This window comes from Cryobacterium luteum, from assembly GCF_900110125.1.
Classification (GTDB): Bacteria; Actinomycetota; Actinomycetes; order Actinomycetales; family Microbacteriaceae; genus Cryobacterium; species Cryobacterium luteum.
In genome coordinates this window covers 21,536-46,752 of record NZ_FOCN01000021.1, presented here as the reverse complement: position 1 = coordinate 46,752, position 25,217 = coordinate 21,536, and the positions used below count along the sequence as shown (strand labels likewise).

The 25,217-nt window shown below is 66.6% G+C and carries 21 protein-coding genes; 10 read left to right on the top strand and 11 right to left on the bottom strand.

The window, feature by feature from the left end; translation table 11 throughout:
• The first annotated feature begins 66 nt into the window (after positions 1-66).
• Entirely contained in the window at positions 67-966 is a 900-nt protein-coding gene (locus BMW72_RS15565; protein ID WP_092112173.1) for a LysR family transcriptional regulator ArgP, read from the top strand.
• 4 nt (positions 967-970) lie between these two features.
• Here BMW72_RS15565 and BMW72_RS15560 read toward each other — a convergent pair whose 3' ends face one another.
• The 4 genes from BMW72_RS15560 to pdhA all read right to left on the bottom strand — a co-directional run bounded on the left by BMW72_RS15560 (position 971) and on the right by pdhA (position 5,697).
• The gene (locus BMW72_RS15560) at positions 971-1,633 is read right to left on the bottom strand and encodes a VOC family protein (protein WP_092112171.1); all 663 of its coding nucleotides are present in this window, start codon (positions 1,631-1,633) and stop codon (positions 971-973) included.
• A gap of 400 nt (positions 1,634-2,033) precedes the next feature.
• Positions 2,034-3,542 carry a dihydrolipoamide acetyltransferase family protein gene (locus BMW72_RS15555; protein ID WP_092112169.1) on the bottom strand — a complete coding sequence of 503 codons (1,509 nt, stop codon included), beginning with the start codon at positions 3,540-3,542 and terminating at the stop codon, positions 2,034-2,036.
• Positions 3,539-4,597: an alpha-ketoacid dehydrogenase subunit beta gene (locus BMW72_RS15550; RefSeq protein WP_370448715.1), complete on the bottom strand. Its 1,059-nt coding sequence runs from the start codon at positions 4,595-4,597 to the stop codon at positions 3,539-3,541. The genes BMW72_RS15555 and BMW72_RS15550 overlap by 4 nt, the downstream gene beginning before the upstream one ends.
• On the bottom strand, positions 4,597-5,697 hold the full coding sequence (pdhA, locus tag BMW72_RS15545) for a pyruvate dehydrogenase (acetyl-transferring) E1 component subunit alpha (protein WP_092112167.1): 1,101 nt from the start codon (positions 5,695-5,697) through the stop codon (positions 4,597-4,599). Before pdhA ends, BMW72_RS15550 begins: the two co-directional genes overlap by 1 nt.
• Positions 5,698-5,828: 131 nt before the next feature.
• Between pdhA and BMW72_RS15540 the strand changes: the two genes are divergently transcribed.
• The 7 genes from BMW72_RS15540 (at position 5,829) to BMW72_RS15510 (ending at position 13,572) form a co-directional block, all read left to right on the top strand.
• Entirely contained in the window at positions 5,829-6,293 is a 465-nt protein-coding gene (locus tag BMW72_RS15540) for an Lrp/AsnC family transcriptional regulator (protein ID WP_092112165.1), read from the top strand.
• A gap of 182 nt (positions 6,294-6,475) precedes the next feature.
• Positions 6,476-6,961: an NADH-quinone oxidoreductase subunit B family protein gene (locus BMW72_RS15535; RefSeq protein WP_092112163.1), complete on the top strand. Its 486-nt coding sequence runs from the start codon at positions 6,476-6,478 to the stop codon at positions 6,959-6,961.
• Positions 6,958-8,973 (top strand): proton-conducting transporter transmembrane domain-containing protein, encoded by a 2,016-nt coding sequence (locus BMW72_RS15530; RefSeq protein ID WP_092112161.1) that lies wholly within the window; start codon positions 6,958-6,960, stop codon positions 8,971-8,973. Before BMW72_RS15535 ends, BMW72_RS15530 begins: the two co-directional genes overlap by 4 nt.
• Positions 8,970-9,923 (top strand): respiratory chain complex I subunit 1 family protein, encoded by a 954-nt coding sequence (locus BMW72_RS15525; RefSeq protein WP_092112159.1) that lies wholly within the window; start codon positions 8,970-8,972, stop codon positions 9,921-9,923. The genes BMW72_RS15530 and BMW72_RS15525 overlap by 4 nt, the downstream gene beginning before the upstream one ends.
• Before the next feature lie 12 nt (positions 9,924-9,935).
• Positions 9,936-10,595 carry a hypothetical protein gene (locus BMW72_RS15520; RefSeq protein ID WP_092112157.1) on the top strand — a complete coding sequence of 220 codons (660 nt, stop codon included), beginning with the start codon at positions 9,936-9,938 and terminating at the stop codon, positions 10,593-10,595.
• Positions 10,595-12,043 carry a proton-conducting transporter transmembrane domain-containing protein gene (locus BMW72_RS15515; protein WP_092112155.1) on the top strand — a complete coding sequence of 483 codons (1,449 nt, stop codon included), beginning with the start codon at positions 10,595-10,597 and terminating at the stop codon, positions 12,041-12,043. Before BMW72_RS15520 ends, BMW72_RS15515 begins: the two co-directional genes overlap by 1 nt.
• Positions 12,043-13,572 carry a hydrogenase large subunit gene (locus BMW72_RS15510; protein ID WP_092112153.1) on the top strand — a complete coding sequence of 510 codons (1,530 nt, stop codon included), beginning with the start codon at positions 12,043-12,045 and terminating at the stop codon, positions 13,570-13,572. Before BMW72_RS15515 ends, BMW72_RS15510 begins: the two co-directional genes overlap by 1 nt.
• Before the next feature lie 24 nt (positions 13,573-13,596).
• Here the strand turns inward: BMW72_RS15510 and BMW72_RS15505 are convergent, their stop codons facing one another.
• The 3 genes from BMW72_RS15505 to BMW72_RS15495 form a co-directional block, all read right to left on the bottom strand.
• Complete coding sequence (locus BMW72_RS15505) at positions 13,597-13,932, bottom strand: ArsR/SmtB family transcription factor (RefSeq protein WP_198410943.1); 336 nt, start codon at positions 13,930-13,932, stop codon at positions 13,597-13,599.
• Positions 13,933-14,006: 74 nt separating this feature from the next.
• Positions 14,007-14,855: an SGNH/GDSL hydrolase family protein gene (locus BMW72_RS15500; protein ID WP_166787777.1), complete on the bottom strand. Its 849-nt coding sequence runs from the start codon at positions 14,853-14,855 to the stop codon at positions 14,007-14,009.
• A 163-nt stretch (positions 14,856-15,018) separates the two neighbouring features.
• Positions 15,019-17,313: a polyribonucleotide nucleotidyltransferase gene (locus BMW72_RS15495; protein WP_092112149.1), complete on the bottom strand. Its 2,295-nt coding sequence runs from the start codon at positions 17,311-17,313 to the stop codon at positions 15,019-15,021.
• A 425-nt stretch (positions 17,314-17,738) separates the two neighbouring features.
• On the opposite strand from BMW72_RS15495, the gene BMW72_RS15490 reads away from it, so the two are divergent.
• A complete protein-coding gene (locus BMW72_RS15490; RefSeq protein ID WP_092112147.1) occupies positions 17,739-18,530 on the top strand; it encodes an SGNH/GDSL hydrolase family protein in 792 nt (263 codons plus the stop codon).
• Here the strand turns inward: BMW72_RS15490 and BMW72_RS15485 are convergent.
• Both BMW72_RS15485 and rpsO read right to left on the bottom strand, forming a co-directional pair.
• A complete protein-coding gene (locus BMW72_RS15485; RefSeq protein WP_092112145.1) occupies positions 18,527-20,065 on the bottom strand; it encodes an amino acid permease in 1,539 nt (512 codons plus the stop codon). The genes BMW72_RS15490 and BMW72_RS15485 overlap by 4 nt on opposite strands.
• A 169-nt stretch (positions 20,066-20,234) precedes the next feature.
• Positions 20,235-20,504, bottom strand: coding sequence for a 30S ribosomal protein S15 (gene rpsO, locus BMW72_RS15480; RefSeq protein WP_092112143.1), 270 nt, complete (start codon positions 20,502-20,504; stop codon positions 20,235-20,237).
• Positions 20,505-20,711: 207 nt separating this feature from the next.
• Here rpsO and BMW72_RS15475 point away from each other — a divergent pair, with 207 nt between their 5' ends.
• Entirely contained in the window at positions 20,712-21,044 is a 333-nt protein-coding gene (locus tag BMW72_RS15475; RefSeq protein WP_092112141.1) for a DUF7882 family protein, read from the top strand.
• A gap of 32 nt (positions 21,045-21,076) precedes the next feature.
• Here BMW72_RS15475 and BMW72_RS15470 read toward each other — a convergent pair whose 3' ends face one another.
• A complete protein-coding gene (locus BMW72_RS15470) occupies positions 21,077-24,013 on the bottom strand; it encodes an aminotransferase (RefSeq protein ID WP_092112138.1) in 2,937 nt (978 codons plus the stop codon).
• A gap of 75 nt (positions 24,014-24,088) precedes the next feature.
• Entirely contained in the window at positions 24,089-25,204 is a 1,116-nt protein-coding gene (locus BMW72_RS15465) for an AI-2E family transporter (protein WP_092112136.1), read from the bottom strand.
• Positions 25,205-25,217: the final 13 nt, after the last annotated feature.

Sequence of the window (25,217 nt, the reverse complement as noted above, 5' to 3'; positions counted from 1 at the left end):
TGCAACGCTAGGTGCTCGAGCCTGTTCAGTACAGCTATTGTTTCTTAAGTTGGATAAGCTGACCTAATGCAGCGATTCACCCTCGAACAGCTCGCCACCCTGCTGGCGCTCGTCAACGAGGGCTCGTTCGACGCAGCCGCCGCCCGACTGCACGTGACGCCGTCCGCGATTTCCCAGCGCGTAAAAGCGATAGAACAAACCTGCGGGCGGGTATTGGTGCAACGCACGACGCCGGTGCGCCTCACCGACGCCGGCAACGTGCTGCTACGGTATGCGCGCCAGGTGGAGCTGCTCGAAGCCGATACCGTGCGCGAGTTGCAGCAGGGTCGCTCCGACGGAGACGCATTCCTCGTGTCTCTCGCCGTGAACGCGGACAGCCTCGCCACTTGGTTTCTCGATGCCCTCGCCGGGCTCGGGGAGAGCCTCGGCGTGGCCTTTGACCTGCATCGGGAAGACCAGGAACACACAACGAATCTGTTGCGTGCAGGAACGGTCATGGCCGCGGTCACGTCCACGCGCGAGGCCATGCAGGGTTGCGTCACCGAGCCGCTCGGCCAGATGCGGTATCACGCGGTCGCCACGCCCGGGTTCATCACCCGCTGGCTGCCGGCGGGCGCCGGCCTGACTGGCCTGACCGTCGCGCCAGTCGTGGCCTTTGAACGCAATGATGACCTGCAGGAGGCGTTTCTGCGCGAACGCATGGGTAGGGGCAGCAGCGGGCCGGTGCATTACATTCCTACGTCGAACGACTTCGTGCGGGCCATCTTGCTGGGCTTCGGCTGGGGCATGCTGCCGGAACAGCAATGCGCCGCCGAGATCGCCGACGGGCGATTGATCGATCTCGCCCCCGAGTCGGCGGTGGATGTGGGGCTGTTCTGGCAACGCTGGAATCTCACCTCGCCGCTGCTCGATGCCGTCTCGGCAGCGGTGCGGGCCGAAGCCCGGGCGACGCTGCGCCCGTTCTAACGGCTCAGAACGCGGCGGTGCAGACGCAGAGCTCGTTGCCCTCAACGTCGGCGAGCACCCACCAGTCGGGCGCGTGCTCGTCGGTGAGCAACACACCACCGCACAGGAGCACGGCTGCGACCCGGTCTTCGGCATCGTCGCTCGGCACGTACACATCGAGATGAATCCGGTTGCGGGCGGTGCGGGCGATCTCCATGTGCTGAAACCACACCTTCGGGGCCAGTCCGCGCGGGTCGACCAATTCGATGCCATCCTCGCCGGCGACCTCGATGTAGCCGAGGCCGACCCGCCAGAACGGGCGCACGGCATCCGCGTCGGTGCAGTCGATCGCGATGTCGTAGCGAGCCGGCTGGGCGGAACGCGCGGTGGCGCCGAGGGTGTCGGCGATCTGCTGCACTCGGGCCGCGAGCTCGAGATCGCGAAGGGTCACTCCCCCGGCGTCGTGCGAGGTGAGCACGAGCGACACGGTCCCGTAGCCCAGGCGCACGTCGGGGTGGTGATTCAGCTCCTCGGCGACCGCGCCGACCCTGTTGACCAGTTCGAGAGCTGACGCGAAGTCTGTGGTGCGAAACGTGGCGTGCAGGCATCCGTCGAGGTGCACGAAAGCGGTGCCCGCGAGCTGTTTTTTCGTCGAAAAGGGGGCGAGCAGTGCACCGTGAGCGTTCATGCCTCCACTGTCCTCCGCCGTCGTACCCCGGTCAACCGCCCGCGTCGTGCATAACTCCCACGAGTTGCCGACCGGTTGCGTGGCTAATTCAGGAAAACCGCCGAGAGGAGGGCCGAAACAGCCCGAAAGACACCGGTCTCGGAGAGGATCTCCTGAATTAGCCACCAAGCACACGTCACCAGGACGCGATCCGCGGCCTGAATTGCTGTCAGGTCACCGGCAGAATTGCCGGCCCGTTGCGTGGCCGATTCAGGAAAACCGCCGCGAGGAGAGCTGAAAACAGCCCGAAGACACCTGTCACGGAGAGGATTTCCTGAATTAGCCACCAGGCACACGCCACCAAGACATGATCCGAGGCAGAGAAGGCTGTGTGGGGGTTGCCGTCACGGCACCGGCGAGGTTAGACCAGGGTCAGCACGCGGGCCGGGTCGGCCAGGATGGTGGCGATGTCGGCGAGAAAGCGGGAACCCTGCTCGCCGTCGACCAGACGGTGGTCGAATGACAGGCTGAGGGTGAGCACCTTGCGCAGCGCGACCTGCCCGCGATACTCCCACGGCTGGGAGCGGATGGCGCCCAGCGCGAGGATCGCCGCCTCCCCCGGGTTGAGGATGGGCGTGCCGGCGTCGATGCCGAACACGCCGATATTGGTGATAGTGATCGTTCCGCCGGCCAGCGCCGCCGGGGTGGTCGTTCCGGCCCTGGCAGCCGTGGTGAGTGCGGCGAGCGCGGCGGCGAGACCGCGCAGATCGAGGCGGTCAGCGTCGACGATGTTCGGCACGAGCAGGCCGCGCGGGGTGGCCGCTGCAATGCCGAGGTTCACGTGATGAAACTGCACGATTTCGCCGGCCGGCTCATCCCAGCGGGCGTTGACCGCGGGGGTGCGGCCGACGGCGAGGCAGAGCGCTTTAGCCACCACCGCGAGGATGCCGATGCCGGCGTCGGCAAACCGGCCGTCAGCGCGCAGGGAATCGAGCAGTTCGAGGGTGGGCGTGACGTCGATGGTGAGGAACTCGGTCACGTGCGGCGCTGTGAAGGCGCTGTGCACCATGGCCGCAGCGGTGAGTTTGCGCAGGCTCCTGATCGGCGTGCGCGTTTCGCGCTCGAACGCTCCGGCCGGCGTTGCGGCCTGAATTCCGGCTGGGGAGCCGGGCAGCGCACCCGAGGGGACTTGCGGCATCGTCTGTGGCACCGGCACCGGCACTGGCACGGAACGGGTGAGGTGGGCGCGTACGTCGTCCCGGGTAATCAGGCCGTCGCGCCCGGTTCCGGTGACCGTGGTGAGATCGATGCCGAGGTCGCGGGCCAGGGCGCGCACCGGCGGCGTCGAGCGCGGGCGCTCCCCCACTAATGCAACACCAAGCGCAGTGGATGCAGCGGCGGGCTGATCGACGGATGCCGCGTCGGGCATCACCCGGTCTGCCGCGGCCAGCGCGGCTGCAGGCGGTGCGGCGGATGGTACATGGTCAGCGGGAGCAGCTTTCTCGCCAATAGCCTGATCGGACGCCGGCCGGCCGGCCACGGCCGCCGGGCCACTGCCCGCACGCGCTCGGCGCTGGGGATGACCGCCGCGTTCCACAGCCGGGCCGTAGCCGACCAGATTCGCCTCGCGCTGCTCGGTAGCGGCGGCGGCAGGCGCGGCAACATCCGCTGTCGATAACGGGTCAGGCTCGCCGCCGATATCGAAGGAGACGATCGGGTCGCCGACGTGCACGACCACCCCGGCCGGCTGGTGCAGCACGCGCACCACTCCGGCGAACGGGCTCGGCAGTTCAACGACGGCCTTGGCCGTTTCCACGTCGGCAATGTGTTGGTTGAGGGTGACCTCGTCGCCGGGCGCCACCAGCCAGGCCACGATCTCGCTCTCGGTGAGCCCCTCACCGAGGTCGGGCAGCTTGAACACCTTGATCATCGTCGCCCCATGACCCGGTCGACGCCGTCAAGAATGCGGTCGAGGTCGGGCAGGTGGTGGCTTTCGAGCTTGGCCGGCGGATAGGGCACATCGAAGCCGGTCACCCGCACCGGCGCGGATTCCAGGTAGCTGAAGCAGCGTTCGGTAACGGTCGCGATGATCTCGCCGCCCAGTCCGCCCGACTGGGCCGCCTCGTGCGTCACGACCAGCCGCCCGGTTTTCCGAACGGATGCCTCCACAACCGCGTAGTCCACCGGTGACAGTGAGCGCAGGTCGATGACCTCGATCGACACGCCTTCGTCGAAGGCGGCGAGCGCCGCCTCCCGCGCGGTGGACACGAGCGCGCCATAGGTGAGGAGCGTGACATCCCTTCCCGGGCAAACGACGACGGCCTGCTCCATCGGAGCGCCGATCTCCGGCACCACCTCCCCCTTGACGTGGTATCGACGCTTCGGCTCGAAGTACAGCACCGGGTCGTCGCTCGCTATGGCCTGCCGAATAAGGCTGTAGGCATCCTGGGCGTTGGAGACAGCGATCACGCGCAGGCCGGAGGTGTGGGTAAAGTATGCTTCCGGTGATTCCGAGTGGTGCTCGGCCGCTCCGATGCCGCCGCCGAACGGCACCCGGATGGTGATCGGCATGCGCACGGCGCCCTGGGTGCGGTAGTGGAACTTGGCGACCTGACTGACGATTTGGTCGAAGGCGGGAAAGATGAAGCCGTCGAACTGGATCTCGCAGACCGGGCGGTATCCGCGGTAGGCGAGACCGACGGCGGTGCCGATGATGGCGGATTCCGCGAGCGGCGTGTCGATAACCCGGCGAGCGCCGAACTGGGCGAGCAGGTCGCTGGTCACCCGAAAGACACCGCCGAGGGCACCGATGTCTTCGCCGAGCAGCACGACCTTGGGGTCGTCGAGCATGGCCTGGCGCAGGCCTTCGTTGATCGCCTTGCCCAGGGTGAGGGTCGTGGTCTGCGTCAGCGGGGTGGGGGCCGGGGCGGTGAGGCCGGGAAGGGTCGAGACCGCGGCGGGAGTCATCAGGGTGGTCATGGTCATCACGCCTTTGGGTTCTGTTCGGAGCTATCGAAGCTCGTGAGGTAGCCGGCGTAGTCGGTGCGCTGGCGCTCGAGGGTGGCATTGGGGGTGGCATAGACATGGTCGAACACGCTCAGCGGTTCGGGGTCGGGCATGCCGATGCAGCCGGCGCGCAGTTCGACCGCCGCGGCATCGGCGAGGGCCTGGGTGGCCGCCTCGACCTCGGGGGTGATCTCACCGAGCGCCGTCAACAGGCGATGCAGGCGCAGTAGCGGGTCCCGCGTCTTCCACTCGGCGAGTTCGGCGGGATCGCGGTAGCGGGTGGGGTCATCCGCTGTGGTGTGCGGCCCCATGCGGTAGGTGACGGCTTCGATGAAGGTGGGGCCACCGCCGGTGCGGGCCCGGTCGAGGGCGATGCGGGTGGCCGCCAGCACCGCTATCATGTCGTTACCGTCGATGCGGAGGCTTGGAATGCCAAAGCCCGGAGCGCGATCGGCGATGTTGCGGTGGGCCTGCACGCCGACCGGTTCGGAGATGGCCCAGTGGTTGTTCTGGCAGAAGAAGACCACCGGGGCCTGGAAGCTCGCGGCGAAGACCATGGCTTCATTGACATCGCCCTCGCTCGTGGCGCCGTCGCCGAAATAGGTGATGGCGACCGAGTCGACGTCGTCGCGCTGGGCGCCGAGTGCCCAGCCGGTGGCGTGCAGGGTCTGCGCGCCGATGATGATCGCCGGGGTGGCCACGTTCACGGTGTACGGGTCCCATCCGGATTGAGTGTTGCCGCGCCAGACTGTGACGATGTCGGTGAGGTTGACTCCGCGGCAGTAGGCGACCGCGTTCTCGCGGTAGCTCGGAAAGACGAAGTCGTCGCTGCGCAGCGCACGGGCCGAACCGACCTGGGCGGCTTCCTGGCCGAGCAGCGGCGGCCACAGGCCGAGTTCGCCCTGACGTTGCAGGGCGGTCGCCTCGGTGTCGATGCGGCGCACCACAACGAGGTCACGGTAGAGGGCGAGCAGGGCGGGGCCGTCGAGATCTTCGACCCACGGGTCGAAGTCGCCGGCGGGCATCCGCTCGCCATCGGGCGAGAGGAGTTGCACCGGCCGGGGGGAGGAATCAATCATGGGTCGCTCCGAGCGTCATTGCTAAAGTTGACGTGAGCCTATGTCGACCCGACAGGCAGCACAACCACTGCCAAAAATAGTGAGCAGAGTGCCCTATTCAGGCGCGTCAGACCGTGTTAATGTTTTGCACTATGTACAGCCTCGACAAGACCGATACACAGCTCCTTCAGGCGCTCTCCGCCGACCCGCGCAGCACCTTCGTCGCGCTCGCCGATACGCTGGGCCTGTCTCGCAATACCGTGCAGGCCCGCATGAAGCGGTTGGAAGATTCGGGCGCCTTTCTCGGCTTCGATCGCCGCATCAATCCGGCCGCGCTCGGCTACCCGCTGACCGCCTTCATTGAGGTGCACGTGCAGCAGAAGCGGCTCGCCCAGATCGTGATCGACCTCGCTTTGATCCCCGAGATCGTGCAGGCGCACGGCATGAGCGGGCAGGCCGATCTGCTCGTGCGGGTGGTGTGCACGGATGCCGCCGACCTGTTCCGCATCGACGGCACGATCCTCGCCTGCGACGGGGTGGAACGCACCGAGACCTCGCTCGCGATGGGCGAGGTCATCCCCTACCGTCTCACCCCGTTGCTCGACCGCCGTGGCTAACACCATCTATTTGCTAAAGTCTTCATATAGTTATATAAAGAAGTAATGAAGTTATTTGCGCTGGTAGTCTTGCACTCAACCAGACGCACCGCAAAATCCGTCGCCTGCCCGACACCTTCGACTTTCGCGCTCCCCACAGAAGGCACCAGCTTCGTGAACATGCATGCACACCGGGGACTCGTATGAGTTTCCTGCGATTGGCCACCCTCATTCGTCACGGCGCACGCATCGCCGAACCGGCACCATCCGCACCACCGATGTTTGACGGAGCCGAGGTCTTCGGCGGCAGCGTGCAGGTACGTTTCATCAACGCCGGCGGCTGCAACGACTGTGCCCTCGAAGTCTCGGCCGCGTTCGGACCGGTCTACGACGTGGAACGCTATGGCGCGCGGCTGGTGCCGTCACCCCGGCACGCTGACGTGCTGCTCATCGTTGGCAGTGTGACCCGCAACATGGCCGAACCGCTACGCCGCACGATCGAAGCCACCCCTACCCCCCGGTTCGTGATCGCGGTCGGTGACTGCGCCCTGCACGGCGGCCCCTTTCGCGACGGTTACGGCATCATGGGGCCGGTGTCCGACTTCGTGCACGTCGACATCGAGGTTCCGGGCAGTCCGCCGGAACCGGCCGACATTGTGCGGGCGCTGCGCCGGATGACCGGCCGATGACCGGCATCGGAGCCGGCCTGCTCCTGCAACTCGGCCTCGGCGCGCTGGCCGTGGTGAGCGCCCTTATGGCGGCACCGTCCCTGCGGTCGCGGGCGGGCGGCATCCTCTGCACCCTCATCGCCGTGACCGGTTTCGTCACCGGCCTCGCCGCCCTGCTCGGCGCCACCGGCGGTCTGCTCATTCCGATCGCTCTGCCGATGGACCCGCTGCTGCTGGCCCCCGATCGCCTCGGCGGCCTGTTCATGCTCGTGGTCTCCGGGGTCGGCATTCTCGTGTCGCTGTACTCGATGAGTTCCACCCGCGGGCCCGATGCGAGTCGCACGGCCTGGGTGGCCATGCCGGTGTTCCTCGTGGGGATGCAGCTCGTTCCGGCCGCGACCGACTCGGTGTCGTTCCTGTTGGCCTGGGAGATCATGACGCTCGGCTCCACCGTGCTGCTGCTGGCCGACCACGCCAGCCGCGCCAGCGTTGCCTCGGCCGGAATCTGGTACTCCGCCATGTCGCAGCTGAGCTTCTTCTTCATTTTGGCCGGATTCGCCGTGCTCGCCGCAGCGTCGGGCGGTACGAGCTTCGCCAACCTGCAGATCGAATCGGGTTCCTGGCCAGCCAATGTGGCCTTCGTGCTGTTCCTGCTCGGTTTCGGCGGTAAGGCCGAACTCGTGCCGCTGCACGTCTGGGTGCCCCGGGTGCTGCCCGAGGCGCCGAGCCACGTGTCGGCCGCGATGAGCGGCGCCATGGTCAAGGTCGGCGTTTACGGCGGCCTGCTGGTGTGCGTGCGCCTGCTGCCCGACGGCCCGGCCTGGTGGGGCATCGCGATCATGCTCATCGGCGGCGCCTCCGCTCTCTACGGCATTCTGCAGGCCTCCGTCTCGAGCGATCTCAAGGTGCTGCTCGCGTACTCGACCACCGAAAACATGGGCCTGGTCTTTCTCGGACTCGGCGCGAGTATGCTGCTGCGCGGCTACGACGCCACAGCGGCAGCGGATGCCGCGCTCGTCGCCGCCCTGCTGCTCGCCGTCAGCCACGCCGCGTTCAAATCAACCCTGTTCCTCGGTGCCGGCGCCATCATCCACGCCACCGGGGAGCGCAACCTCGACCGGCTCGGCGGGCTCGGCGCCCGCATGCCGGTGACCGCCGCCGCGTTCGGCGTGGCCAGCCTCGGCGCGGCCGCCATCCCGATCACGAGCGGCTTCGTCGCCGAGTGGATGCTGCTCCAGTCGCTCATCCACGGCGGCCGCCTTGACGGAGCGGTCGTCTCGGTCGCGGCATCCGTTGCCATGCCCCTCGCCGTCGCCGTGATCGCCCTCACCGCCGGCCTCGCGCTGCTCACCTTCGTCAAGGCGTACGGCATCGCCTTTCTCGCCCGCCCGCGCAGCACTGCAGCAGCGGATGCCCATGAGGTGCCGCCGCTCATGCAGCTCGCTCTCGCCCTCGGCGCACTCTCCGTGCTGGCCCTCGGGCTGCTCCCCGGCCCGGTAGCCGCGCTCGTGGCGCACACGGTCAGCCCGAACCCGACAGCCGCCGTACAGTCGGTCGGCCTCGGCGGGGTGTCCCTGCCGGGCATCGGCGCGGTGCTCGACCCGATCATGCTCGTCGTGCTCTCCGCTCTCGTCGCCATCCCGGTGATCGTGTCGATCATCGTTTCGGCCCGTCGGCATCCGCACCGCACCGTCGACCTGCCCTGGGGCGGCGGCGGCTCCCGGGCGCGCCCGCGCATGCAGTACACCGCCACCTCCTACGCCGAACCGCTCGTGCGGGTCTTCGACGACGTGCTCAGGCCGTCGCGCGACGTGCAGGTCACCCACGTGGCAGAGTCGCGCTACCTGGTGGAACGGGTACAGGTGGAACAACGTGTCTCTGACGTCTTCGAAACCCGGCTGTACCGTCCGGTGCTCAACCTGTTCCAACGCTATGGAATCGTCGTGCGGCAGGTCGCCAACGGCAGCATCCACCGGTATCTTTCCTACTCCTTCGTCGCCCTTCTGATCGTCCTGATTGTGGTCTCGCTATGAACGCCACGCTGAGCGCCATCATCATCGCCTTCGTGCAGGTTGTGCTGTTCGTCTTTCTCGCCCCACTGCTCATGGGCGTGATCCGCCAGGTACGGGCCACCATCGAGGGCCGTGCCGGTGCCGGAATCTGGCAGCCCTGGCGTGACGTGCGCAAGCTGCTGGCGAAGAACCCGGTGCGTGCCGAGGGCAGCAGCTGGATGCTCACGGCCGGACCGGTGGCTCTGATGGTCTCGAGCCTGCTGCTCTGCGTACTGCTGCCCCTCGTGGGCACCATCCCGTTCCCGTCCATTCCGAGCGACCTGTTCGTCATCGTCTCCGTCATGTTGATCGGCGTCGTCGCACTGGCGTTGGTCGGACTCGACGGTGGAACAGCGTTCGGCGGCATGGGGTCCAGCCGGCACATGACCGTCGCCGCACTCGTCGAACCGACCCTGCTGCTCGCGGTCTACGCCCTCTCGATTCCCGCCCAAACGAGCACCATCTCGGCCATTGTCGAAACCAGGCTGTTCTCCCCCGCGGTCATCATCTCGCCGGTCAGCGTGCTCGCCCTCGTGGCCCTGTCGATCGCGATCATGGCCGAAACCGCCCGCCTACCGATCGACAACCCGGGCACCCACCTCGAACTGACCATGCTGCACGAGGCAATGACCCTGGAAGCGAGCGGCCGCGATCTGGCCTGGCTCGAAGTCGGCTCCTGGCTGAAGCTCGCTGCCCTGCTCGGCCTGGTCAGCAACCTGGTCGTGCCGTGGGGCGTCGTCACCGAGTTCAGCGCCCTCGCCCTGGCCGTCGGCGTTGTCAGCATCGCCGTGAAGGTGCTCGTGCTCGGTGTGCTGCTGAGCGTCGGCGAGATCTTTTTGGCCAAGGTGCGCCTGTTCCAGGTGCCCGAGCTGCTCGCTGGTTCCTTCGCCCTCGCCTTCCTGGCCGTCACCGCCTCCTACCTGGTCGCCTGAGGAGCATCCGTCGTGTTTGAAACCTTCTATCCCCAGCTGATCGGCCTGTGCACCGGCGCCCTGCTGCTCACGAGCGCGCTCATGGTCTGGCGTCATTCCCTGCTCGCGTCCATTCGGCTGCTGGCCCTGCAGGGCATCGCCCTCGCCGCACTCGTCGCCGTGATCGGCATCGCCGAGGGTGAGCCCGAACTGGTGCTCGTGTCGCTGCTGATTCTCTCGGTCAAGGGCGTCGGCCTGCCGTGGGTGCTCGCCCACCAATCCAAAGCGTCGATCAAACAGATTCAGGAATCACCCCGGCTCAACCCGACCGCCGCCCTGCTCGCCGTCACCCTGCTGACCATTCTCAGCTACGTCGTGGTCAGCCGCGTCTTCGGCCTCGGTGATACGACGACCGGCCATGCCGCCCCGATCGGCCTGGCCATGGTCCTCATCGGCTTTCTGCTGCTGATCAGCCGCCGCCGCGCCCGCTCCCAGCTCATCGGTTTTCTGCTGCTCGACAACGGCATCGCCACCATCGCATTCCTGACCAGCGGCGGTGTTCCGATTCTGCTCGAATTCGCGGTCTCCCTCGACGTGCTGCTGGTCGTGCTCATCCTGCACGTGTTCGCCGGCCGCATGCGCACCAAGTTCGGCGGCACCGCCGTCGATCAGCTCAGAGAGTTGCACGACTGATGTCATTTGTACTGTGGATTCCCCTGGTCGGCCCGCTCGTCCTGGCCGGGCTCAGCCTCCTGCTTCGCGGCTCGGCGCTCCGCCGTTTCGTCGGCGTCGCCGCGTCGACCGCGGTGCTCGGCTCTGGATTGGTACTGGTCGGCGCGGTGCTGAGCGGTTCCGTTCCCGACAGCGGCGGCGGCATGCTGCGCGCCGACGCCCTCTCCGCCTACATGCTCAGCGTCGTCGGAGCGGTCGGCCTCATCTCCACCTGGGGCGGTCTCAGCAGCGCCGCATCGAGCCGCACCAGGGACGCCGCCGGTTATGAGGCGCTCATCGCCCTGTTCCTGGCCGCGATGTCCCTCGCCGTACTCGCCGACAGCATCGGCCTGATGTGGGCCGCCGTTGAAGCCACGACCATCGCCACCGCGTTCCTGGTCGGACACCACCGCACCCGCCGGTCCCTCGAGGCAGCCTGGAAATACGTCATCCTCGGCTCGGTCGGAGTCGCCATCGCACTGCTCGGCATCGTGCTCATCTACGCCGCCTCGGTCGGCACCGACACCCCCACCCTGTCCTGGATGATGCTGAGCCAGTCCGCGCGAGGCCTCGATCCCGCGCTCATCACCGCCGGCGGTGCACTCGCCGTGCTCGGATTCGCCACCAAGTCGGGCCTGGCCCCGATGCACAGCTGGCTGCCGGATGCCCACAGTCAGGCCCCCGCGCCGGTCTCCGGCCTGATGTCGGGCGTGCTGCTCTCCGTCGCGCTCTACGCCATCCTGCGCATCCAGTCGATCACCAATCTCGTGATCGGCCCGGAATTTCTGCGCACTATGCTCAGCATCGGCGGCCTGCTCTCCCTGCTCGTGGCCGCCTCCCTGCTCATTCGCCAACGCGACTACAAGCGGATGCTCGCCTACTCCAGCATCGAACACATGGGCCTCATGGCGATCGGCGTGGCCATCGGCCCGGCCGCGCTCCCCTCCGTGCTGTTGTACATTCTCGGCCACGGCCTGATCAAGGCAACCCTGTTCGTAATCTCGGGACGCATTCTCAAGGTCGAGGGCACCCCGGTAATCACGGACGTGCGCGCCCTGCTGGTGCGACGCCCCGGCCTCGCGGTGCCCTGGCTGATCGCCATGGCCGCCATCGTCGGGTTTCCCCCGTTCAGCATCTTCTTCTCCGAAGTCGGCATCATCATGGCCGGCTGGTCGGTGGGTCTCGGCGGCGTGGTCGGAGCGGCCCTCGTGCTGCTGCTCGTCATCTTTGCCGCGTTCACCCGTCTCACCGTGCAGATGACCATCGGGGCTCCCCCAGCCGGCACCGCGTTCACACCCGACTACTCGTCGCACGGCCCGCGCCTGCCCATCATCCTGGCCCTGGCCACGACAGCGACGGTCGCGTTCGTGGCCGAACCGATCGGCACCCTGCTGCTGCAGGCCACGGCCGTTCTGGGAGGAACCAACTGATGACTGACGAGCGAACGCCCGAAGACGTGGATGCCGATAATCTGGCGTCCGGCGACGCCGAACTGCGTCACCTCGACCGTGCCCAACTACCGCAGGCCGCCGGCGCCTTGCTCGACGCCGGCAGCCGCCTGGCGCTGGTCGCCTGCCACGAAGACGAAAATGACTTTCGCATCGTCTACTCCTTCGTGGGCACCACCGCGGTGTTGCGGGCTGACCTCTGCGTCACCGTGCCGCGAGATGATGCCTGGATTCCGAGCCTCGCCGAGAGGTCCCTGCCGGCCGGCAACTTCGAGCGCGGCATCCGCGACCTGTACGGGGTCGTCCCCCGCAATCATCCGCAGCCGCACCGCCTCGTACGCCACGGCCACTGGCCGCGCGGCTGGTACCCCATGCTGCGCGCCAACGCCGTCGTGCCCGAGTTCGAGCCCGACACCGAGTCGTTCCCGTTCGTGCCTGTGGAAGGCCCCGGCGTCTACGAGATCGCCGTCGGTCCCATTCACGCCGGCATCATCGAGCCCGGCCACTTTCGGTTCTCCGTCGTCGGGGAGACCATCGTGCGGATGGAAGCGCGCCAGTGGTACCTGCACCGCGGAGTCGAGAAGGTGTTCGAGGGTAAGACCGCGGCGGAGGGAGTGCTCCTGGCCGAACAAATCAGCGGCGACACCGCCGTCGGGCACTCCCTGGCCTTCGTCATGGCCGTCGAACAGGCCGCCGGCATCGAAGTTTCCGAGCCCGATCGGCTGCTGCGCGCGCTGCTGCTCGAGTTGGAACGCCTGTACAACCACGTGACCGACCTCGGTTCCCTCGCCAACGACGTAGGGTTCGGCATCATCGACGCCCACGCCCTGGGGTTGCGCGAGCAGCTGCTGCGCATCAACAAAACGATCACCGGTCACCGACTGCTGCGCGGTGCTCTCAGCGTGGGCGGCACCCGGGTGATTTCCCTTCCCGATGCGGCCGACCTCGTGCGCATCAGCGCTGCCATGGCCGAACTGGTCGGAATCACGCTCGGGCACGCCATCGTCCGCGGCCGTTTCACCGGCACCGCCCGGCTGTCCAACGCGCACGCGACCATGATCGGAACGCTCGGCTACGTCGCCCGCGCCTCCGGCATCGACACGGACGCCCGCAACGAGCATCCGTTCGTCAATCTCGGCGAAGTCTTCCACGTCGTGACCGAGGAAGGAGGCGATGTGCTCGCGCGGTACACCGTTCGCGCGCGCGAGGTCGAGGTGTCCACCGCGATCGCGGTCGACCTGCTCCACCGGTTGCAGGGACACACCGGAAGCGCGTTCCGCGTGAACCCGGCACAGGCCGGCACCGGACTCGCCTTGGTCGAAGCCTGGCGCGGAACCGCGACCCATCGGGTCGAGCTCGCCGCCGACGGAACGCTCGCCCGGGTGAAGGTCGTCGACCCGTCGTTCCTGAACTGGCCCGCCCTGCCCGACGCCCTGTCGGAGACGATCGTTCCCGACTTTCCGCTGGCCAACAAGAGCTTCAACCTCTCTTACGCCGGCAACGACCTGTAACGCCCCTGCGCCCCGACTTAGGAACTATTCCTGTTCCAGGTGGCGGAGTAGGGCGTGCGAATCGGCGAGGTTGGCGAGCACCATGCGTTTGGCCGCGGCAAGCAGCTCGATCGTGCTCGGGTCGCGCAGTGCGTAGAAGATGGAGTTTCCCTCGCGGCGGGTCATGACCACGCCGGCGCGTCGAAGCACCCCGAGCTGCTGCGACAGGTTGGAGAGCTCGCAGCCGAGCGCTTCGGCGAGCGAACCGACCGAACGTTCTCCGGCTACGAGCTGTTCCAGAACCTGCACCCGCAAAGGATGCCCGAGCGACTTGAACAGGTCGGACTTCAATTGGGCAGCGGGCAAACCGGAAGACAGCACAGCTTAAGTATATCGCTACTTGATGATTCCTTCATTTAGATCGCGGCGGCTGCCGGTTTCTGACTCCGTGCGGGCTACGGCCGACGCAACACACCGTCGTTGGCGAGCGCACGGGTGTACCCGAGGCTGTTCCCAAGCGCGTTAGGGTGAAAGTTTGCCGGTGCGAGCGGGTTCAGCGGATCCAACGCAAAGTACGGCACCCGGGAGCCGATGCCGTGTCCGGCGAATTCCTGCGAGGCATCGATGAAGCGGATGCGCGGGGTCGCCATGGCCGCGACGGATCCGGCGATCGCCGTGTTCAGGGCGTCGGTCGCCGTGTTGAGCACGTCGCCGAGCGGAGTGAAGCCGGGCTTGAACTGGCGCGGGTAGCTCAATACGGCAATCCTCGCCTGCGGCAGCGCTGAGGCCACAGCGGTGTAGGCGCCCACGAGCTTGGGCGGGAGAAGGGCCAGCTGGGCCATGCTGTTGTCGATGGCGCCCAGACAGACCAGGCTGGCCGGACTGGGGGCGCAAGCCGCCAGGACGATGTTGGAGCCGGCATCGATGCCGCCGACGGTGAGGGTGACCAGGGCGGTGGCCGGGCTGACTCCGAGAAGTTGAGCCGGGACATCCGCTGTGCTGGCACCGGAGCAGGCCCGGTTGGACGTGAGGCGATACGGGCTCACGAGCGCCGCGAAGGCCGGGTAGCTGGCCCGCTTGCTGCGGAGGCAGGCGGTGCCGTCGGAGACGTAGGGCGGTGCCCCCTGACCGGCAGTGAAGGAATCGCCGAGGGCGACATAGCCGAGAGCGGATGCGACGGTGGGTGTCGCGGTGGACTGCGCGAGAGCGGGGGCGGCCGCGATGCCGCCCACCAGGCCGACGGTGAGCAGGGAAACGGCGCCGAGGCGCGACAGGAAAGACACAACGTTCCGGTGATTAGTCATGCGCGCAACGGTAAACCCGGTGCGCGAGGTCGACAAGGCGCACGAGCAGTTCTGCCCTGCCCGGCGCGCGAAAAGGCCCGCACTGCAAGCAGTGCGGGCCTTCCGTCTGCCCGACCGACCTGGCGAGAGGTGATCGGGAGATCTATTGGGGCACGGTGTTCGTTTAGTTCGAGACCTCGGTCGACGCGTCGGCGCTGTCGGAAGCCGCAGCGCGGCCCTCGGTGTCAGCAGCCTCGTCGAGCACCGGGGCGAGCGACAGCTTGCCACGGTCATCGATCTTCGTGATTTCCACGAGAACCTTCTGGCCGACGCCGAGTACGTCTTCGACGTTCTCAACGCGCTTGCCACCTGCAAGTTTACGCACCTCGGAGATGTGCAGCAGACCATCCTTGCCCGGAAGCAACGAGACGAAGGCACCGAACGCGGCGATCTTGACGACGGTTCCGAGGAACTGTTCGCCCACCTCCGGGTTGGTCGGGTTCGCGATGGCGTTAACCTGGGCGCGAGCGGCCTCGGCCGACGGTCCGTCGACGGCGCCGATGTACACGGTGCCGTCTTCCTCGATCGAGATGTCGGCACCGGTGGTGTCCTGGATCGAGTTGATGGTCTTGCCCTTCGGGCCGATCAGCTCGCCGATCTTGTCAACGGGAATCTGCACGCTGATGACGCGGGGCGCTGTGGGCGCCATCTCGTCGGGAGCGTCGATCGCCGCGTTCAGCACGGAGAGGATCGTGGTGCGAGCGTCTTTCGCCTGCGTCAGCGCACCAGCCAAAACCGAGGCGGGAATGCCGTCGAGCTTGGTGTCGAGCTGGATTGCGGTGATGAATTCGCTCGTGCCTGCCACCTTGAAGTCCATGTCGCCGAGGGCGTCTTCGGCGCCGAGGATGTCGGTCAGGGCCGCGTAGCGGGTCTGGCCGTCAACGGTGTCGCTGATCAGGCCCATGGCGATGCCGGCGACGGGCGCGCGCAGCGGCACTCCGGCGTTCAGCAGCGACAGGGTGGAGGCGCAGACGGAACCCATCGAGGTGGATCCGTTGGAGCTGAGCGCTTCTGACACCTGACGGATGGCGTACGGGAACTCCTCACGCGTCGGCAGCACGGGAACCAGGGCGCGCTCAGCGAGCGCTCCGTGGCCGATCTCGCGGCGCTTCGGCGTTCCAACGCGACCGGTTTCACCGGTCGAGTAGGGCGGGAAGTTGTAGTTGTGCATGTAGCGCTTTTTGGTGACGGGGTTCAGCGAGTCGATCGACTGCTCGAGCTTGAGCATGTTCAGTGTGGTGACGCCCAGGATCTGGGTTTCGCCGCGCTGGAAGATGGCCGAGCCGTGCACGCGCGGGATGACCGCAACCTCGGCGTCGAGGGGACGAATGTCGGCCAGCCCACGGCCGTCGATGCGGATGCCCTCGTTGAGCACGCGGGAGCGCACGACGAGCTTGGTGACTGATTTGTAGGCCGCGTTGACCTGGGTGTTGGCGCTCGCGTCGAGCTCACCGGCGTCAACCTTGGCCGCGATGGCGGTCTTGACGGATGCCTTGAGTGCGTCGTCGGCGTTCTGACGTTCGACCTTGTCGGCGATCGTGTAGACCGTCCCCAGCTGGTCGTAGGACAGCGCCGCGACGGCGTCGTAGGTCGCCGGCTGGTAGGGCGGGAACAGGGCGAAGTCGGCGGTCGGCTTGGCGGCGGCATCCGCTACCTGCTGCTGTGCGAAGACGAGCTGCTTGATGAAGGGCTTGGACGCTTCGATGCCCTGAGCGACGACGGCTTCGTTCGGCGCGATGGCGCCACCCTTGATCAGGTTCCAGGCGGCGTCGGTGGCTTCGGCCTCGATCATCATGATCGCGACGTCCTGCGCGCCGTTGGCGTCGGTGACAACCCGGCCGGCGACGACCATGCTGAAGACGGCGTCGTCGAGCTGTGAGTGCTTCGGGAAGGCAACCCACTGGCCGCCCCCGTTCTCGTCGGGGATGAGGGCGACGCGAACGCCGCCGATCGGTCCGGAGAACGGCAGGCCGGCGAGCTGGGTCGACATGGAGGCCGCGTTGATCGCGAGCACGTCGTACAGTTCGTCGGGCTCGATGGCCAGTACGGTGATGACAACCTGGATCTCGTTGCGGAGTCCGTCGACGAACGACGGACGCAGCGGCCGGTCGATCAGACGGCAGGTGAGGATCGCGTCGGTCGAGGGACGACCTTCGCGGCGGAAGAAGCTGCCCGGGATGCGGCCGGCAGCGTACATGCGCTCTTCGACGTCGATGGTGAGCGGGAAGAAGTCGAAGTTGTCCTTCGGCTGCTTGCTGACGCTCGTGGCGGACAGCAGCATCGTCTCTTCGTCAATGTAGGCGGCAGCAGAACCCTGCGCCTGCTGGGCGAGACGCCCGGTTTCAAAACGGATGGTGCGCTTGCCGTACTTGCCGTTGTCGATAACGGTCTCGGCGAACGTGATTTCTGGACCCTCCATGTGGGGGTTTTCTCCTTTAAGTTTGCTTCTCGCCATTCTGGCGACGAAGGCTCGCGTGCCCATGTGGCGCACGAGTGGGACGAGGAGCTCGAACAGGCAGGATCAGGCCTCGTGTCAACGTTTCTTTCCGTTCACACTGTCGCTGTGCTGGCCACCAGTAGAAATTCACCAGAAGCTGCGCGTCTGGGAAACCACCACCGAGGACCAGCATCATGCCAGCTGCGCTCCGGTTGCTCGGCCGCTTCCAAGGAAGGACCGCCGTCAGCTTATCAGACCGAAAGTTTTTGCCGATTCCGGACGGTGTTGAGCGGATGCCGCCTCGCCAGCCGGTCTCGGTGAATGAGCCCCGAACTGGTGCCACGAAGTCAGCGAACCGGGCCCAAGCCTCGGGCAGAGTGAGAGGTAACTGAAAGGAGGTTGCGACGGTGCAGGGACTCAACAGGCTGCTGATTGTCGGGATCATGCGCGCGTGGATGGGGTTCATCCGGCAGGACAGCGCCAGCATCCCGCGCCCGACCGATCTCCCGCAGGCGCACTCACCAGGGGGCGACAGTGATCGTGTGCTCATTGTGGGCGGTGGCCCCGCTTCGGGCTGGGGGGTCAGCAGCCATGATCTTGCGCTGCCGGGGTCCCTGGCCCGCGCGCTTTCAGCCCGAACCGGCCGCGGTGCCGACGTAACCCTGGCGGCCGATCCTTTTGGAATTTTAGAGAAGCTTCCGGATCTGCTCATTGGGCACGACCTGAGCCAAGTCCACGCGGTTGTCATCTTTGTCGGTGTGAATGACGCGGTGAATCTCACTTCGGAGAAATCCTGGGAGCAGAACATGGGCCTACTGCTCCGGGCTCTCGAGCGAGAAACTCTCGATGGTACATACGTGTACGTGATGGATATCCAGCCGATTCGAACGATTCCTGCCTTTGACAGCCTGCTCGGTTCCGTCGCCAACGCCCACGCCCGACACTTGACCGTGCGCACGGAGAGGGTCTGCCGAGCCGTGCCGCGGTCGGTCTACCTCCCGCTGACCGAGAACGCCTTCCTGGTCTTCGGCCGATACCAAAATTCGACGGACTACCGCTTATGGGGAGAATTCCTCGCCGCGGAAATGGCCGAACGCCTGGATCTTGCCCGCGACCGCCTCGGTTCGAGCGGGGTCGCGTCGGTGTCGATCGGGCACGAAGCTCAGGATAACGGCGAGTCCACCGTCACCGGAAACTAGTCGACGGGCTTGGCCTCGACGGGCGTGGCTTGCGTGGGGGCGTCGAGGGTTGCCTTGGCATCAGCACGCTGCTTGATGCCGAGCACGGAATGGCGACGACCGTAGGCGAAGTACACGATGAATCCAAGGACCAGCCAGACCGCGAACCGCACCCAGGTGAGGGTGGTGAGGTTCAGCATCAGCCAGGTACAGAGCACGGCCGACAGAATCGGCAGCACCGGTGAGAACGGTACTTTGAAAGCGCGCGGCAGATCCGGGCGTTTCTTGCGCAGCACGACAACGGCGATACTCACCAGCACGAAGGCCGACAGCGTGCCGATATTAATCATCTCCTCGAGCACGCCGACGTCGGTGAGGCCGGCGATCAGCGCAACGGCGGCACCGGAGATGATCTGAATGCGCGCGGGAGTGCGGCGCTTGTCACTCGTAACGCTGAGCCAGCGCGGCAGCAGGCCGTCGCGGCTCATCGCGAACAGCACCCGCGACAGGCCGAGTAGCAGCACCATAATCACCGTCGTGAGTCCGACCAGAATTCCGATCGAGATGACCTGCGCAGCCCAGCCGGCGCCGACGGCCACGAAGGCGGTTGCCAGGGAGGCGTCGGGGTCGTCGGCCAGCACCGTGTACGGCACCATGCCGGTCAAAACCAGGCTCACGCCGAGGTAGAGCACGGTGACGATCGCGAGACCGGCGAAGATGCCCCGGGGCAGGGTCTTTTGCGGGTTCTTGACTTCTTCGGCGCTCGTGGCGACGACATCGAACCCGATGAAGGCGAAGAAGACCAGGGAGGCACCGGCGAGCAGCCCGAACAGGCCGTACTGGGCCGGGGCCGCACCGGTCATGAAGGAGAATAACGACTGCATCCAGACGTCATCATCCCCGCCGGTCGTTGGGACTTCGGCAGGGATGAACGGGGTGTAGTTTTTCGGATTGATGAAGAACGCGCCGACGACGATGACGAAAACGACGATGGCGACCTTGATGATCGTGAAGACGCTCGCAACACGGGCGGAGAGCTGGGTGCCGAGCACGAGCAGGGCGGTGAAGATGGCGACGATGACGAAGGCACCCCAGCTCACCTCGAGGCCGAGCACGGTGATCGTGGCGGGAACGTTCCAGCCGGCCAGATCGAAGACGGTACTGAGGTAGATGCCCCAGTATTTCGCGATCACGGCGGCCGCGGTGAGCATCTCCAGGATGAGGTCCCAGCCGATGATCCAGGCGAGCAGCTCACCGAGAGTGGCGTAGGTGAACGTGTACGCGGATCCGGCGACGGGAACCGCCGAGGCGAACTCGGCGTAACACATGATCGCGAGAGCACAGGTGAAGGCTGCCAGCAGAAAGGCCAGCGTGACCGACGGTCCGGCGTAGCTGCCGGCGGCCTTGGCGCCGACGGAGAAGATTCCCGCGCCGACGGCCACGGCAACACCCATGATCATGAGGTCCCACGTGCCGAGGGTTCGTTTGAGGCTGTGGCCCTTCTCGAGCGAGTCTGCTATCGAATCTTCAATACTCTTGGTGCGCCAGAGGCTCATATTGTGCGGTGTCCGTTCTTTTGTTGCCAACCCCATATTCTAGCGTCCGCTGTACCCCCAGTTCGAAGGGGGTGTACAGAACGGGCCGCCACCTAAAAGGTGACGGCCCGTTCTGAAGAAGTTCGCGTTGTCATCGCTGCGCAGCTTCCTGCACATCAATTGCAGAAAATTAGCGACGCAGGCCGAGGCTGCCGATCAGTGTGCGGTATCGAGTAATGTCGATGTCCGACAGGTAACCGAGCAGACGGCGACGCTGACCAACCATAAGAAGCAGGCCACGACGTGAGTGGTGGTCGTGCTTGTGCTCTTTCAGGTGCTCCGTGAGGTCAAGAATGCGCTGGGTGAGCATTGCAATCTGAACTTCCGGGGACCCGGTGTCGCCTGGGTGGGTAGCGTACTTTTCGATGATCGCCTTCTTAGCATCTGGTTCGAGTGCCATAAAGTGGGATCCCCTTTCTCTCACTGCGCGGTGCCCTTGGCTGAATGCCTGAGCTCTCTTTATCCGCGGCCGTTGAACGGCAACCTACATACTTTAGCAGAGTGGGCGACCGGTGCGGTCACCGGGCGCAAACACGCGACAACCCGGCCGGTCCGTCCCCTCGTCCGCGTACCGCTACAGTGGTGGAATCATCGAGGAGGGGCACCTATGGGAACGTTGCTTTACGGCAATCCGGGCATCGTGATCACCTTCGACGATCGAGCCCTCATGCACCTGCAGATCGTGATTAGCACCAAGCTGCGCCGACGCGAGAGTTTCATCTTTACGTGGACCGATTCGCCCGACGAGGGCAGCGGTCGCAGCGCGATCTGGCTCGACCCCACGAGCACGCTGTACTACCGATACTTCGGCAGCCGAACACCGTCGGTCAATCGGGATTGGATCGAAGCGCTCATGCTCTCGGCCAACAGTGCAGGCGGCCTGGTCTTCGTCGCCGAACCGGAGCCGTCGGCCCCCGCGCTGGTCAAGTCGCGGCGGTAGCCCGCGGGTATCATCTGGGTACCTCGTCCGACTCAGGCGCACAACTCGCTCAGCGCTCCGTCAAGTGCGCGCAGAAAATGGTCGGCGCTGGCAATGCTGAGACAGAGCGGAGGCTTGATCTTGAGCACATTCTTGAAGTCTCCGGTGGGCTGCACGATACAGCCGCGCAGCAGCAGTTCGTCGCACAGCCGGGCGGCAAGGGCAGTGGCGGGTGTGAACTTGGCCCGATCGCTGACCAGTTCGACGCCGAGGTAGAGCCCCATGCCGTAGACGGCGCCGACAGAATCGAATCGTTCCCCGAGCCGTTCCAGGCCCCGCTTGAGGTGCCGGCCGACAACCTCGGCGTTCTGTTGCAGGCCCTCATCACGCATGATGTCGAGCACGGTGAGGCCGATCCGGCAGCTGAGCGGGCTGCCGCCGGCTGAGGAGAAGAACGGCCCGTCATCGGCGAAGCGCTCGGCCACGTCGCGGCGGGTGATGACCGCTCCGAGCGGATGCCCGTTACCCATCGCCTTGGCGATGGTGATGATGTCCGGCACCACGTTCTGCTGTTCGGTGCCCCAGAAGTGTCGGCCGAGGCGCGCGTAGCTCACCTGTACCTCGTCGGCGATGCAGAGCGCACCGCGGGCGCGCATCCGCTCGTAAACGCCGCTCAGGTAGCCGTCGGGCAGCAGCACCCCACCGGCATTGCCGAACACCGGTTCGGCAATGAAGGCGGCGACCGTGCGCCCCTCGGCGGAGAGGGCCTGCAGGTCACCGTCGAGGTCGTTCAGGTACTGCGGCGCCGACTGCATGCCCCGATACTTGCCGCGCACGGCGTTCGGCGCCTCGACCAGGTGCACCCAGTCCGGGCGGGTTTCCAGCGCCCGAGGGTTGTCGGCGACCGACGAGGAGACGGCATCCGCTGCCATAGACCAGCCGTGGTAGGCCTCCCGCACCGACAGGACCGTGTCGTGACCGGTGTAGCTGAGGGCCAGGCGCAGGGCCAGGTCAACGGCCTCGGTGCCGCTGTTGACCAGAAAGACCGTGTCGAGGGGGTCGGGGGCCAGCTCGGCGAGGCGTTCGGTGAAGCGCACGAGTTCTTCGTAGTGAAAGCGGGAGTTGGTGTTGAGCAGCGACCACTGGCTGCGCGCAGCCTCGGTGATGCGCGGGTGTCCGTGGCCGACCGTCGTGACATTGTTGACCATGTCGACGTAGCTCTGCCCGTGGGTGTCGATGAGATGGTGCTTCCAGCCGCGTTCGATCTGCGGCGGCGCCGCGTAATAGTGTTCCTGCACCCTGGCGAACGACGCGTCGCGGCGCTGCAGCAGGACGGCCGGGTCGGCGAGCGAGCGCAGGGGCGTTAGCCCGAGCAGCGCGGACGGATCGGGGCAGACCCGCTGCCAGAGGGCAGCCGTCGACGGCGCGACGAAGCGCGGGGGACGGATGCCGCGCAGCCGGCTGGTCTGCACCATCACACCGGCGATGGCCGTTTCGTGTCGTGCGCGTCGGGAGTGGGCGGTAACGCTGCCCAGTGCGGCGCCCGCCCGGATGACCTCCCCGTCGAGGGCGGTCGCGGCAACCCCGGTCAGCCACAGATCGTAGTCGGCGCCGTCTAACCGAACCGTGGTGGAATCGACCACGACGACGGTCCCGTCGATCGGAGCCGTGACCGGGCTCCCCTCCGGCAGATACACCCCGACGCCGAGGTGCAGGGTGATCGACTCGTCGGCCGTGTCGATTTTGGTCTGGGACAGTCGAAACTCGCCGTAGCCGGTGACGGCAAGGCCGAGGCGGGCAGCGGCATCCGTCGCCACTCGCTCGTCGATCCCCGGTTCGAGCCAGCTGCCGGCGTCGAACGCAGCACTCGTCACCGAAAGGTCGATGCGGGCTTCCGGGTCGAGCGGTCCGAGCAGCGGATGCTCGGTTGCCCCGATCGGCTGGCGCTGCTCGGCCACCGCCTGGTCGGCCACCGTGAAGCGGATCAATGCTTCGAGTTCGGCACTGTTCTGGGCGGCCGCCGTCTCGAAGGCGAGCCACTCGCGGGCCCGGTTCGCGTCGGCATAGTCGTTGTCGCCGTCGAGCTGCACCTGCGCTTCGCCGCTGACGACGAGCACCGCGGTGCGCACCAGGATCAACGGCCAGAGGGCGCCGAGTTCGGCCTCGGTGAGCGCTACCCGTGCGGCGAAGGCCTCGATCGTGTCGAGGATGGCCAGCGGATGCTGCGGGCTGCGGTAGAGCACGCAGGCGCAGGTCGCGGCGAGTTCGGCAACGAGCCAGCCCCGGGCCACATCGCCGAAGTCGATGACCCCGGTGATGGTGCCGGCAGCGCCGTCCCGGCTCACGACGTTGTCGTCGGTCAGGTCGCCGTGGATCGTCTGCACGCGCAGGTCGTCCGCGACCAGGGCGATGCGCTGCCGGGCGGTGTCGGTGACCGTGCGCAGCCGCACGCGGCGGGCCTCGTCGTCGACGGCGGGCAGGAGCGCGTCGATGACCGCGCCGCCGCGCCGCAGGTCCCATTGCAGAAATCGGTCCGTTCCCGGGTGTTCGAAGTCGGCCAGGCCATGAACGAGGCGAGCGGCGACGTCACCGAGCGAACGGATCTGCCCGACCGACAGTCGCGCCGATTCGGTCAGCGGATGTCCGTCGACGTAGGTCAGCAGCCGCAGGTCGAGGTTCTGCCCGTCGATCGTGGCGTGCACGATCCGGCTGCCCTCGATGCCGGCGACGGGTGCAGGCAGGTCAAGGTTCAGGCCGACGAGGTGCTGCAGCGCCGCGTTCTGGGCCTCGAGCTCAACCGTGGCCACGGCCGGGTTGGCGACCTTGAGAACGACGGCGCCGGCATCCGTTTCAATGCGAAAGTTACGGTCCTGGTGGCTGCCGAGTTCGGTGACGGTGCCGGTGATGCCGAACCGGTCTCGGGCCAGGTCGGTCGCCTGCTCGAGCGTCAGCCGTGGCCTCGGCAGGTGAAAGGGGCTTGGCTCGTTCATGGTTCTCCAGTCACGCGGGCGGCGGTACAGCGAGCAGGGTACTCAAACCAACACGGTGGAACGGATGCCGCGGGTTCAGCGCTTGCGCACCCGCCGCTTGGGCGGGATCGCGCGCGGGCGCGGGGCGTCCGGGGTGTTCCAGGCTTTCGCTATGGCCCACGCGACGGCCGCGATCGGCACCGAGAGCACGGCGCCGACGATGCCGCCGACGATGGTTCCGGCGGTCAACCCGACCAGGATGACGAGCGGGTGCAGCTTGAGCGACTGCGCCATGACGACCGGCTGCAGAAAATTGCCCTCGAGCTGGTTGACGGCGATGACGATGATGATCACGATGAGCGCGACCCCCGGCCCGCTCGCCACGAGGGCGACCAAAGCGGCGAGCACCCCGGCCGCGGTGGCGCCGATCAGCGGAATGAACGCACCGAGGAACACGATGACGGCCAGTGGCAGGGCCAGCGGCACCTGCAGGATGGCCAGGCCGATGCCGATCGCGGTCGCATCGACGGCGGCGACGATCGCCGTGCCGCGCACGTAACCGCCGAGCACGCGCAGCGAGGTGTGGCCGATGCGGCGTCCGCGGGCGAGGCGCTCGCCCTTGAACGGCGTCAGGAAGAAGTTCCAGATCTGGCCGCCGTCCTTGAGGAAGAAAAACAGGATAACCACGAGAAGCACGGCCCCGGTGACCAGCTCGAAGACAACGGATGCCCCGGCGAGCGCCCCGGTTCCGAACTGGCTGCTCGTGAGAAAGTCCGCGACCGCCGTGCGGGCGTCGTCGATCTGCTTTTCGTCGACCTGGATCGGTCCGTCGATCAGAAACTGTTGCAGGTGGTCGATGCCCTCGGAGGCGGAGGTGAACAGCTCGTCCCACTGGTCGCGCACGGCGAAGACGATGAGCGTGATGATGCCGCCGAAGACCCCGATACCCCCGAGCAGGGTGATCCAGGTGGCCAGGATAGCGGCGACGCCCCGTTTGCGCAGGCCGTTGATGACCGGGCTGAGCGCCGCGGCGAGAATGATGGCGATCAAAACCGGAATCACGACGAGCTTGAGCTGAACCAGGCCGAAGATCACCGCAGAGGCAAGGATGATGACGAGCAGAATCTGTCCGCTGCGCAATCCGAGCCAGCCGAGCCGGTCGGTCAGCGGGGTGCGAGGAACCAGGGTCGTGGGGTCATCGTGTGCGCGCATGAACCCAGCCTAG

What these genes read in the sequence shown, in the direction of transcription:
- BMW72_RS15475 (WP_092112141.1), top strand. Translation starts at nt 20,712, where the DNA reads ATGGGAACGTTGCTTTACGGCAATCCGGGCATCGTGATCACCTTCGAC.
- BMW72_RS15515 (WP_092112155.1), top strand. Translation starts at nt 10,595, where the DNA reads ATGTCATTTGTACTGTGGATTCCCCTGGTCGGCCCGCTCGTCCTGGCC.
- BMW72_RS15510 (WP_092112153.1), top strand. Translation starts at nt 12,043, where the DNA reads ATGACTGACGAGCGAACGCCCGAAGACGTGGATGCCGATAATCTGGCG.
- BMW72_RS15540 (WP_092112165.1), top strand. Translation starts at nt 5,829, where the DNA reads ATGTACAGCCTCGACAAGACCGATACACAGCTCCTTCAGGCGCTCTCC.
- BMW72_RS15560 (WP_092112171.1), bottom strand. Translation starts at nt 1,633, where the DNA reads ATGAACGCTCACGGTGCACTGCTCGCCCCCTTTTCGACGAAAAAACAG.
- pdhA (WP_092112167.1), bottom strand. Translation starts at nt 5,697, where the DNA reads ATGATTGATTCCTCCCCCCGGCCGGTGCAACTCCTCTCGCCCGATGGC.
- BMW72_RS15530 (WP_092112161.1), top strand. Translation starts at nt 6,958, where the DNA reads ATGACCGGCATCGGAGCCGGCCTGCTCCTGCAACTCGGCCTCGGCGCG.
- BMW72_RS15485 (WP_092112145.1), bottom strand. Translation starts at nt 20,065, where the DNA reads ATGAGCCTCTGGCGCACCAAGAGTATTGAAGATTCGATAGCAGACTCG.
- BMW72_RS15500 (WP_166787777.1), bottom strand. Translation starts at nt 14,855, where the DNA reads ATGACTAATCACCGGAACGTTGTGTCTTTCCTGTCGCGCCTCGGCGCC.
- BMW72_RS15465 (WP_092112136.1), bottom strand. Translation starts at nt 25,204, where the DNA reads ATGCGCGCACACGATGACCCCACGACCCTGGTTCCTCGCACCCCGCTG.
- BMW72_RS15555 (WP_092112169.1), bottom strand. Translation starts at nt 3,542, where the DNA reads ATGATCAAGGTGTTCAAGCTGCCCGACCTCGGTGAGGGGCTCACCGAG.
- BMW72_RS15525 (WP_092112159.1), top strand. Translation starts at nt 8,970, where the DNA reads ATGAACGCCACGCTGAGCGCCATCATCATCGCCTTCGTGCAGGTTGTG.
- rpsO (WP_092112143.1), bottom strand. Translation starts at nt 20,504, where the DNA reads ATGGCACTCGAACCAGATGCTAAGAAGGCGATCATCGAAAAGTACGCT.
- BMW72_RS15470 (WP_092112138.1), bottom strand. Translation starts at nt 24,013, where the DNA reads ATGAACGAGCCAAGCCCCTTTCACCTGCCGAGGCCACGGCTGACGCTC.
- BMW72_RS15565 (WP_092112173.1), top strand. Translation starts at nt 67, where the DNA reads ATGCAGCGATTCACCCTCGAACAGCTCGCCACCCTGCTGGCGCTCGTC.
- BMW72_RS15550 (WP_370448715.1), bottom strand. Translation starts at nt 4,597, where the DNA reads ATGACCATGACCACCCTGATGACTCCCGCCGCGGTCTCGACCCTTCCC.
- BMW72_RS15495 (WP_092112149.1), bottom strand. Translation starts at nt 17,313, where the DNA reads ATGGAGGGTCCAGAAATCACGTTCGCCGAGACCGTTATCGACAACGGC.
- BMW72_RS15535 (WP_092112163.1), top strand. Translation starts at nt 6,476, where the DNA reads ATGAGTTTCCTGCGATTGGCCACCCTCATTCGTCACGGCGCACGCATC.